Annotated in this window: 11 protein-coding genes and 1 pseudogene; 8 read left to right on the top strand and 4 right to left on the bottom strand. The window is 53.2% G+C overall.

Annotated features, from left to right (window positions below; all coding sequences use genetic code 11):
* From KQJ19_RS24105 to ruvX, 3 genes are all read left to right on the top strand, one after another.
* A partial coding sequence (locus KQJ19_RS24105; RefSeq protein WP_253296390.1) for a hypothetical protein occupies positions 1-83 on the top strand: 83 nt, incomplete at its 5' end.
* A gap of 176 nt (positions 84-259) precedes the next feature.
* Entirely contained in the window at positions 260-823 is a 564-nt protein-coding gene (locus KQJ19_RS21075) for a YqgE/AlgH family protein (RefSeq protein WP_016154395.1), read from the top strand.
* A complete protein-coding gene (gene ruvX / locus KQJ19_RS21070; protein WP_003825428.1) occupies positions 823-1,239 on the top strand; it encodes a Holliday junction resolvase RuvX in 417 nt (138 codons plus the stop codon). The genes KQJ19_RS21075 and ruvX overlap by 1 nt, the downstream gene beginning before the upstream one ends.
* On the opposite strand, the gene KQJ19_RS21065 is transcribed toward ruvX, so the two are convergent.
* Complete coding sequence (locus tag KQJ19_RS21065) at positions 1,236-2,216, bottom strand: type IV pilus twitching motility protein PilT (protein WP_103766651.1); 981 nt, start codon at positions 2,214-2,216, stop codon at positions 1,236-1,238. The two genes, ruvX and KQJ19_RS21065, sit on opposite strands and share 4 nt — an antisense overlap.
* 17 nt (positions 2,217-2,233) lie before the next feature.
* On the opposite strand from KQJ19_RS21065, the gene KQJ19_RS21060 reads away from it, so the two are divergent.
* Genes KQJ19_RS21060 through hemW form a run of 5 tightly spaced genes read left to right on the top strand, consistent with a single transcriptional unit; the run spans position 2,234 to position 5,540 of the window.
* On the top strand, positions 2,234-2,938 hold the full coding sequence (locus tag KQJ19_RS21060) for a YggS family pyridoxal phosphate-dependent enzyme (RefSeq protein WP_016154400.1): 705 nt from the start codon (positions 2,234-2,236) through the stop codon (positions 2,936-2,938).
* Positions 2,939-2,956: 18 nt separating this feature from the next.
* Positions 2,957-3,523: a YggT family protein gene (locus tag KQJ19_RS21055; RefSeq protein ID WP_016154401.1), complete on the top strand. Its 567-nt coding sequence runs from the start codon at positions 2,957-2,959 to the stop codon at positions 3,521-3,523.
* Complete coding sequence (gene yggU, locus KQJ19_RS21050) at positions 3,520-3,810, top strand: DUF167 family protein YggU (protein ID WP_005123286.1); 291 nt, start codon at positions 3,520-3,522, stop codon at positions 3,808-3,810. The genes KQJ19_RS21055 and yggU overlap by 4 nt, the downstream gene beginning before the upstream one ends.
* Positions 3,811-3,817: 7 nt before the next feature.
* Positions 3,818-4,411, top strand: coding sequence for an XTP/dITP diphosphatase (locus tag KQJ19_RS21045; protein WP_016154402.1), 594 nt, complete (start codon positions 3,818-3,820; stop codon positions 4,409-4,411).
* A complete protein-coding gene (hemW, locus tag KQJ19_RS21040) occupies positions 4,404-5,540 on the top strand; it encodes a radical SAM family heme chaperone HemW (protein ID WP_216404086.1) in 1,137 nt (378 codons plus the stop codon). The genes KQJ19_RS21045 and hemW overlap by 8 nt, the downstream gene beginning before the upstream one ends.
* Before the next feature lie 25 nt (positions 5,541-5,565).
* Here hemW and KQJ19_RS24100 read toward each other — a convergent pair.
* The 3 genes and pseudogenes from KQJ19_RS24100 to KQJ19_RS21025 form a co-directional block, all read right to left on the bottom strand.
* Positions 5,566-5,678: pseudogene (locus KQJ19_RS24100) on the bottom strand (DUF1202 family protein); the annotation flags it as partial.
* A 119-nt stretch (positions 5,679-5,797) separates the two neighbouring features.
* Positions 5,798-6,844, bottom strand: a complete 1,047-nt coding sequence (ansB, locus tag KQJ19_RS21030) for an L-asparaginase 2 (RefSeq protein WP_016154404.1) — start codon at positions 6,842-6,844, stop codon at positions 5,798-5,800.
* A gap of 188 nt (positions 6,845-7,032) precedes the next feature.
* Positions 7,033-7,513 (bottom strand): DUF2884 family protein (locus KQJ19_RS21025; RefSeq protein WP_216404085.1); only part of this gene is annotated, 481 nt, incomplete at its 5' end.

Genomic DNA, 7,513 nt, shown 5'->3' with positions numbered 1-7,513 from the left:
GTATTCGTGAAATTGAAGCGGAGTTCCCGGTTTCGATTACCGGTATGCTGATGGACGCCATCGAGGCACGTTTGCAGAAATAAATAAGTTGCCGGATGGCGATGCCTTCGCGTCTTATCCGGCCTACATTTGCACCCCGTAGGCCGGATAAGGCGAAGCCGCCATCCGGCAAAGCTATCTTCAGAGGGTGACATCTTCGCGCTTTGCCCACATACTGGGCTCTGTTGCTTTTTTGAACCAGGAAACAGAACCTCTGACAATGAATTTACAGCATCACTTTCTAATTGCCATGCCTGCTCTCCAGGATCCGATTTTCCGCCGTTCCGTGGTGTATATCTGTGAACACAATGAGAACGGAGCAATGGGGATTATCGTCAATAAGCCTCTGGAAAACTTACAAATTGAAGGGATTCTGGAAAAGCTGAAGATTACTCCAGAAGCACGCGATCCTGCCATTCGTCTGGACAAACCGGTGATGCTCGGCGGCCCACTGGCGGAAGACCGTGGATTTATTCTACACACCCCGCCGTCACGCTTTGCCTCCAGTATTCGCATTTCAGATAACACTATCATCACCACCTCCCGCGATGTACTTGAAACCCTGGGTACGCAGGAGCAGCCATCTGAAGTGCTGGTTGCGCTGGGCTATTCATCATGGGAAAAAGGTCAACTGGAACAAGAGCTACTGGATAACGCCTGGCTCACTGCTCCCGCAGACCTCAACATCTTATTTAAAACGCCGATTGCCGACCGCTGGCGCGATGCGGCGAAGCTTATCGGGATTGATATTCAGACCATGCCTGGCGTGGCGGGACACGCCTGATGAGCGGAACATTACTCTCTTTTGATTTTGGTACGAAAAGTATCGGCGTCGCGGTTGGTCAACGCATTACCGGTACGGCGAGACCCTTGCCCGCCATCAAAGCACAGGACGGTACGCCAGACTGGAGTTTGATTGAACGCCTGCTAAAAGAGTGGCAGCCGGACGAAATCATTGTCGGCCTGCCGCTCAACATGGATGGCACCGAACAACCCCTTACTGCGCGCGCGCGCAAATTCGCTAACCGCATTCACGGTCGCTTTGGCGTAACCGTAACGCTGCACGATGAACGTTTGAGCACCGTCGAAGCCCGCTCAGGCCTGTTTGAGCAAGGCGGATACCGGGCGTTGAATAAAGGCAAAGTAGATTCCGCTTCTGCCGTTATTATCCTTGAAAGCTATTTCGAGCAGGGCTACTAAAGTCGCCCCTGCGCCTGGCGCTGCTGCTGACTTTGTGCAAACGTCTGCATACCTGTCTGCTGCCCGGTTTGAATCACACCGGGTAGCTGATGCGTTTTCCCTTCGCGGATCAAATTACCCACGGCGGGCGTGTTGACGAGCAGTTCGAATAGCGCCACGCGTCCTCCCTGCTTATCTTCCTCCAACTTTTGCGAAAGTACCGCCCGCAGGCTGTCTGCCAGCTGGTTACGCACCGGATCTTTCTCCTGAGCGGGAAAGGTGTCCACCAGCCGCGCGATGGCCTGCGCCGCCCCTCGCGTATGTAAGGTTGCCAACACCAGATGCCCGGTCTCCGCTGCCGTTAAGGCCAAACGAATAGTTTCCACGTCGCGCAGCTCGCCCAGCAAAATAACGTCGGGATCTTCGCGTAACGCGCCGCGCAAACCGGCAGCAAAAGAAGCGCAGTGTACGCCCACCTCCCGCTGTTGAATAAGACAACGTTGGCTGGTGTAGCGATATTCAATCGGATCTTCCAGCGTCAGAATGTGCCCCGCAATATGTTGATTAAGGTACTCCACCATCGCCGCCAGGGTAGTTGATTTACCGCTGCCGGTGGCTCCAGTGACCAGAACTAATCCATTTTCACCGTGCAGCAGTTTAGGTATGGCCTCGGGGGTCTGAAGATCGTCTAAACGAGGACATTCAAGCGGTAGCAATCTTAGCGCCAGCGAGGTTCCCTGCTGATGAGCAAATGCGCTGGCGCGTAGACGCCGGGAGTCCGCCAGCGTAAGGGCAAAATCAATCTGCCCCTGTTCCCGCCACTGTACCTGTTGTTGCTCACTGAGCCAGCACATCAGCAGATTCTCCACGTCAGGGGGAGTAAATGGTGCTATTTCGACTTTTCCACCTATGCGCCAGCGCGCAGGCCATGCATTGCACAGGTGTAGATCCGACACGTTATGCTTTACACTAAGGGCCACTATTTCTTCCATATTCATATGAACATCCTCGGAAAATGAACGATATCGCGCATAACCTGGCACATGTCCGGGACAAAATCTCAGCCGCCGCGACGCGTTGCGGGCGGTCTTCAGAAGAAGTTATGTTGCTTGCAGTCAGCAAAACCAAACCTGCGAGCGCCATCGAAGAAGCCATGACCGCAGGGCAGCGTGCCTTCGGTGAAAACTATGTCCAGGAAGGGGTGGATAAGATCCGCTACTTTCAGGAAAAAGGCGTTAACGATCTGCAGTGGCACTTTATCGGCCCGCTGCAGTCGAACAAAAGTCGTCTGGTCGCTGAACATTTTGACTGGTGCCATACAATTGATCGTCTGCGTATCGCTGCCCGTCTGAGCGAACAGCGCCCTGCGGAACTGCCGCCGCTCAATGTGTTGATTCAGATTAATATCAGCGATGAGAACAGTAAGTCAGGTATTCCGCTTGCAGAGCTTGATGCACTGGCCGCTGAAGTCGCCGCGTTGCCACGGATTACCCTGCGTGGTCTGATGGCGATTCCGGCGCCAGAGTCAGATTATGTAAGGCAGTTTGAAGTTGCACAGCAAATGGCGGTAGCATTTGCCGGGTTGAAAACACGTTACCCAAGTATCGACACGCTCTCACTGGGGATGTCTGATGATATGGATGCCGCCATTGCGGCGGGTAGCACGATGGTGCGCATCGGCACTGCCATTTTTGGTGCTCGTGATTACACTAAAAAATAAGGAAAACTAAGGAACACCATGAATACGTTGACCTTCCTGCTCTCAACGGTAATTGAGCTGTATACCATGGCGCTGCTGCTGCGCGTGTGGATGCAATGGTCTCGCTGCGATTTCTACAACCCGTTCTCGCAGTTTATTGTGAAAATCACTCAGCCCATTATTGGGCCGTTACGCCGTATCATTCCGCCGATGGGGCCAATTGACAGCGCATCGGCATTAGTTGCGCTCGTTCTGAGCTTTATCAAGGCCATCGTGCTGTTTAAGGTGGTTACGTTCCAGCCGATCATCTGGATCGCCGCCGTGCTGATTGTCCTGAAGACCATCGGACTGCTGATTTTCTGGGTTCTGCTGGTGATGGCGATTATGAGCTGGGTCAGCCAGGGCCGCAGCCCTGTGGAGTACGTGCTGATTCAACTGGCGGATCCGCTGCTGCGTCCTATTCGTCGCTTACTTCCAGGCATGGGTGGGATCGATTTCTCGCCAATGATCCTGGTTCTGCTGCTGTATGTCATTAACATGGGCATCGCAGAAGTGTTACAGGCGACAGGTAACATGCTGCTGCCGGGGCTGTGGATGGCGCTATGAGTGCCGTTACCCCCTGCGATGACGGTCTGGTTTTACGGCTCTACATTCAGCCTAAAGCCAGCCGTGACAGTATTGTAGGTTTACATGGCGACGAGTTAAAAGTCGCCATTACCGCCCCACCGGTTGATGGGCAAGCCAATAGCCATCTGGTGAAGTTTCTCGGCAAACAGTTCCGTGTGGCAAAAAGCCAGGTCGTCATTGAGAAGGGCGAGCTTGGTCGTCACAAACAGGTTAAAATCATTCATCCGCAACAGATCCCGCCCGAAATTGCGGCGCTAACTGATTAGGTATCCCATGCAAAAAGTTGTCCTCGCGACCGGCAACGCCGGTAAAGTGCGTGAACTCGCCTCTCTTCTGAGTGATTTCGGTCTTGATGTTGTTGCTCAAACGGATCTGGGTGTTGATTCTGCAGAAGAGACCGGGCTGACGTTTATTGAGAACGCCATTCTGAAGGCACGTCATGCCGCGCAAATTACCGGTTTACCCGCCATTGCTGATGACTCCGGTCTGGCGGTAAATGCCCTTGGCGGCGCGCCGGGCATCTATTCAGCCCGCTATTCCGGCGAAGATGCAACCGATCAGCAGAACCTGGAAAAACTGCTCCACACCCTGCAGGATGTTCCTGATGACAAGCGCCAGGCACAATTCCACTGCGTGCTGGTGTATATGCGCCATGCAGACGATCCAACACCTGTGGTTTGCCACGGACGCTGGCCGGGCGTTATTGCCCGTGAACCTGCCGGAAACGGTGGTTTTGGCTACGACCCAATCTTCTTTGTGCCGTCTGAAGGGAAAACCGCCGCCGAACTGACCCGCGAAGAAAAGAGCGCGATTTCTCACCGCGGACAAGCGCTGAAGCTGCTGCTGGATGCCCTGCGTAATGGTTAAGCTTCCGCCGTTAAGTCTTTACATTCACATCCCGTGGTGCGTGCAGAAATGCCCGTACTGCGACTTCAACTCGCATGCGCTTAAAGGCGAAGTCCCTCATGACGACTATGTGCAGCATCTGCTGAGCGATCTGGATTCTGAGGTGGCCCACGCCCAGGGCCGTGAGGTAAAGACGATTTTTATCGGTGGTGGTACGCCGAGCCTGCTTTCTGGCCCGGCAATGCAAACGCTGCTCGACGGCGTGCGCGCACGGCTGAATCTCGCCGCAGATGCAGAAATCACGATGGAGGCGAATCCCGGTACGGTGGAAGCCGATCGCTTTGTGGATTATCAACGTGCTGGCGTAAACCGTATCTCCATTGGTGTACAGAGCTTTAGCTCCGCCAAACTCGAACGTCTGGGACGTATTCACGGGCCGGAAGAAGCCAAACGTGCAGCGCACCTGGCGAGCGGTCTGGGACTACGCAGCTTTAACCTCGACCTGATGCACGGTTTACCGGATCAGACGCTGGAAGAGGCGCTGAGCGATTTACAGCAGGCCATCGCGCTCAACCCGCCGCATCTTTCCTGGTATCAGTTGACCATCGAGCCGAATACGCTGTTCGGGTCCCGACCACCGGTATTACCGGACGACGACGCGCTGTGGGATATTTTTGAGCAAGGCCACCAGTTGCTGACCGCCGCGGGGTATCAGCAGTACGAAACCTCAGCCTACGCCAGACCGGGTTATCAGTGTCAGCACAACCTAAATTACTGGCGTTTTGGCGACTACCTAGGCATTGGTTGCGGCGCGCACGGCAAAGTCACTTTCCCTGACGGTCGCATCCTGCGCACGACCAAAACGCGACATCCGCGCGGATACATGCAAGGACGTTATCTGGAAAGCCAGCGAGATGTCGCCAAGGCCGATAAGCCGTTTGAGTTCTTTATGAACCGTTTCCGGCTGCTGGAAGCCGCGCCTCGCGCGGAGTTCACGCAATATACCGGGCTTACCGAAGACGTTATTCGTCGACAGATCGATGAGGCCATTGCCCAGGGCTATCTGAGTGAATGCGATGAATACTGGCAGATTACCCAACACGGTAAGCTATTTTTGAATTCTCTGCTGGAGCTGTTTCTGGCGGAGTGATGCTCGATGCGCCCACGGGCGCATTATTGACAGGTGTGCCTTTAGTGGTCAGCATGGCGGAAAACTTTACAGGATGGTCTTTCGTCCAGGTCTTTCAAAAAATGCATAATCCCCGACCAATCCCACTAAGGTGTATAAATATGCAAAATAACGATCGGCAATCATCATAACCACAAAAATGATGAGCGAATTGATCGTTACGCATATTCAGGAGGTTTTGAGAAAACGCCCCAGTCGAATGACCGGGGCCGGAGTGATTAATACTGATTAAACATTTCCTGGATCTGCTTAGGATCCTTGGTTTGGGTCAGAGCCAGTTGCAGCAGAACACGCGCTTTTTGCGGGTTCAGAGAGCCTGAAGCCACAAATCCGTATTTCGCATCATCAACTTCAGCATCCTGGGTGGTGGCGCCCGTTGGTACACGGGATGAACGCACTACAACGGTACCTTTATGCGCGGCAGTTGCCAGCGTATCGAAAATGGTTTTATACAGGTTACCGTTACCTACACCCGCACTGACGATCCCGGCGTAACCCGCGTCTACCAATGCTTTGGCTGGCAGATCGGAGGCGTTAGCGTAGTTGTAAACAATCCCAACTTTCGGCAGCTCGGTCAGCTTAGATACATCGAACGGCGTGGATGTGGTGTGTTTTCGCGCAGGCGTACGCTGGTAGTCGATTTTACCGTTATGGATATAACCCAGCGGACCATAGTTAACGGATTTGAAAGTAGCGACATCCGTAGTGTTAGTTTTGGTCACGTCGCGACCATCCATAACGGTGTCGTTCATCACCACCAGCACACCACGGTTGGCAGAGGCTTTGTCCGCGGCGGTTACCACGGCGTTATACAGGTTGAACGGGCCATCAGCGCTCATACCTGTAGACGGACGCATTGCGCCGACCAGCACCACCGGCTTGTTGCACTTGACGGTGAGATCGAGGAAATAGGCGGTTTCTTCCATGGTATCCGTACCATGTGTTACCACGAAGCCGTCAGTTTTATCACACTCGGTATTAATCTTTTTCGCCAGCGTTAGCCAGACTTCGTCATTCATATCCTGGGAGCCGATGTTCACCACCTGCTCGCCTTTCACAACGGCGATATCTTTCAACTGAGGTACGGCATCAACCAAATTTTCTACGCCGACTTTGCCTGCCGTGTAGTTAGATTTTGTTGCGGAGTCACCACCGCCGGCAATCGTCCCGCCGGTAGCTAAAATAGTGATGTTTGGCAGTGCAAGCGCCGCGCCGCTGAAACCCATAACCAGTGCGGCAAGTGCCGTTCTCTTGAAAAACTCCATGTTATTTCTCCAGTTACTTGAATTTGCAGCATTATGTCTATCTTACAGATGAATAATGTGACGCCATCCAATTAACCAGATTTATATCTCCATCAAATTGTTATTCTTAGAGATGGATATCAAAAAAACAGAAAAATACAAAATAAAACGACACAGAATGTTTCTGTGCCGTTAAAAAGAGGTGAAGATTATTTCAGAGTGCTAACCAGCGTTTTACGATCGTTTTCCAGCGTCACGACGCGGGCACAAACATCTTTGCCAAACTGCTGGAAGTCTTGTTCCTGATTCTTCCATTCGTTCTGAATTGAGGTTTGCAAACCTCCGAGGCTTCCGAGCACGCCCTGCAGCGGATTACCACCGCCTTTGAGCACGGCTTTCGCCCCCATCTCATTGATGCTGTCCTGCAAAATACCGCCCATCGCCTGATTGACCAGCTGTTGTCCATCCGCGCGGACCTGATCAATCGCCTTATAATGGAAGGTCAGGCCGTCAGTGCGATGCTCAATAATGCGGTTCATCTGCTCTTTCAATTGCGCATCCAGCTTAGTTAAGCGGCCACGCATGTTGCTGCTTTCGCCGACCTCTTTGGCGATGATTTTATCCAGCGCCACGCGACCTTTCTCCACGCGCGCTCTGGCACCTTCGTCAATCCACGGCAGGCTGCTACGC

The sequence above is a fragment of the Citrobacter sp. S46_ASV_140 genome (assembly GCF_018919545.1).
GTDB lineage: Bacteria > Pseudomonadota > Gammaproteobacteria > Enterobacterales > Enterobacteriaceae > Citrobacter > Citrobacter braakii.
The sequence above is the reverse complement of the archived record's forward strand: the minus strand, read 5'-3'. Positions and strand labels throughout refer to the sequence as shown.